Source organism: Acinetobacter sp. 12966, from assembly GCF_031196995.1.
In the GTDB taxonomy this organism is placed as follows: domain Bacteria; phylum Pseudomonadota; class Gammaproteobacteria; order Pseudomonadales; family Moraxellaceae; genus Acinetobacter; species Acinetobacter geminorum.
In genome coordinates, this window is sequence record NZ_JAVIMC010000024.1 from 1 (window position 1) to 230 (window position 230).

Below are 230 nucleotides of genomic sequence, written 5' to 3' on the forward strand. Positions count from 1 at the left end.
CTCCATTTTCTTGGCATAAAATATCAAATCCAGACGATCGAGTTGATTCGCAAGACCTATACCCTTAAACAGCAGCGAAAACCACGAGCTGCATAATATGACTGGGCTCCATTGTGATAGATGAAGACTCGACCATAGCGACGGTCCGCAAAAAGAGCTCCTCCTAATTTTCGAATTTCCTCTGGAGTAGCAAGCCAGCTTGATGTTTTTAGATCAAACTCCCCGAGCTG

1 protein-coding gene is annotated in these 230 nt (G+C 44.8%); it reads right to left on the reverse strand.

Annotated elements, in window-relative coordinates:
- Positions 1-56: 56 nt before the first annotated feature.
- Positions 57-230 (reverse strand): DUF4256 domain-containing protein (locus RFW85_RS04420; RefSeq protein ID WP_309171173.1); only part of this gene is annotated, 174 nt, incomplete at its 5' end.